A 1,578-nucleotide genomic window follows, 5' to 3' on the forward strand; every position below is an offset into this window, starting at 1 on the left:
TACCATTGAAAAAACAGGATACAAGCCCAGCCCACTTGCGCGCGGCATGAACGCTAAGAAAACCTACATGCTAGGAATAATTATTGGTGATATCACAAACCACTTTAGTAATCAAATAGTTAAGGGTATTGACTCAGTTGCACATAAGGAAGGTTATCATCTGCTTATTAGCAGTTCCAATTTTGACCGCGATGATGAACGAACGTATATAGAGCAATTGCTTGCTATAGGTGTAGACGGTTTTATAGTACAGCCTACTGCGCGCTTCAAAGAAGTTGCCAGCCTTATTGAAAATATGGGAAAACATTTGGTCTTTTTTGATAGCCAATTTTATGATTATACCTCAAGCTGGGTTAAAACCAACAACTATGAATCAACCTACAGTGCAATTGAAACATGCATTACCAAAGGCTATAAACGTGTCCTAATGGTCACGGCGAAACCACAAATGTTAAGCTCGCGGATCGAACGCTCAAGTGGCTGTGAAGATGCTCTTGAGGCTCATGGCATACCACTAAATCGCTATATCATTCCTGATAGAGACCTCATAGAGGATGACCTTGATACTTGGTTGCACAGAAATATCAATGGCACAACACCGACACTTGTATTTGCTCCCAATTGCTGGGCATTACCAAAAATCTATGCTGCGATGCAAGATTTCTATCCTCTTATGCCAGAAACGGTCGGACTCTTAGGATTTGATAATTTGGAATGGGCAGAATTAGCTTCTCCTAGTATTTCCGTAATCACCCAGCCAGCCTATGAAGAAGGGCAACAAGCTGCACGCATCTTACTTGATCTTATAGATGGCAAAGGGAAGGTAGATCCGCATCAGGTTCTGAATTGTAATATCAAATGGTCAGCTAGCACCCTATAAATGAGAAAGTTAATAAATGAACTATACGTTTAGAATAAATCATGATGTGTAACTACATCTTCCAAAAACCATCTCTTTTGCATGGTCGCCCACTAAACTCTCCATCACATTAATAATCCGGCCTAGCAAAAGAGCTGAAACGACCGTCGTTAAACCAAAGCCTTCAATATCACCAAATAGCACTAATGAACCAATAATAGAAACAAGCACATGGCTTGAGTCAAAGACAACTTTTATATTACCGAAAGGCTTTTTAAGAGTCCCCGATATAACTTGGACAAGGCCATCTGGTGCGTTGGGAACAACATCCATCCCAACCATCAGTGTAACGCCAAACGCTGTTACCACCAGTGCACCAAGCATGCATATAGTTTGAGCAAGAATATTTGAGAGATTTATCTGCACAAGGTTTGCAATCATATCTACGAAATACCCCATACCAAACGCAAATACCGTCTCTAAAAGAATTCTTAAGTGAAAATGTCCATGCAAAATAATGATCTGAGCACTGACATATAAAATATAAGTTAAAAAAATCATAGCACCTAAGGTTGTACCAAGCGCCCGAGCTGCAAATGTTGCAAAGCATGTAAGTGATGCTACACCAAGGCCAGATTCAGTTTGCAGTACCGTACCGAGTGAAATCGATAAGAGCCCGATTCCATAGACAGCAAATCGCGCGATTGTTCTCCCCCACT

Annotated in this window: 2 protein-coding genes; one reads left to right on the forward strand and one right to left on the reverse strand. The window is 40.9% G+C overall.

What is annotated here, in order from left to right; all coding sequences use genetic code 11:
- On the forward strand, positions 1-880 hold an 880-nt coding region (locus tag Q7P22_RS09200), incomplete at its 5' end, for a substrate-binding domain-containing protein (RefSeq protein ID WP_303863484.1).
- Between the two features lie 39 nt (positions 881-919).
- Here Q7P22_RS09200 and Q7P22_RS09205 read toward each other — a convergent pair.
- The coding region (locus tag Q7P22_RS09205; RefSeq protein ID WP_303863486.1) for a YitT family protein at positions 920-1,578 on the reverse strand (659 nt) is incomplete at its 5' end.

The organism is Alkalibaculum bacchi (genome assembly GCF_937875145.1).
GTDB classification, from domain to species: Bacteria; Bacillota; Clostridia; order Eubacteriales; family Alkalibacteraceae; genus Alkalibaculum; species Alkalibaculum bacchi_A.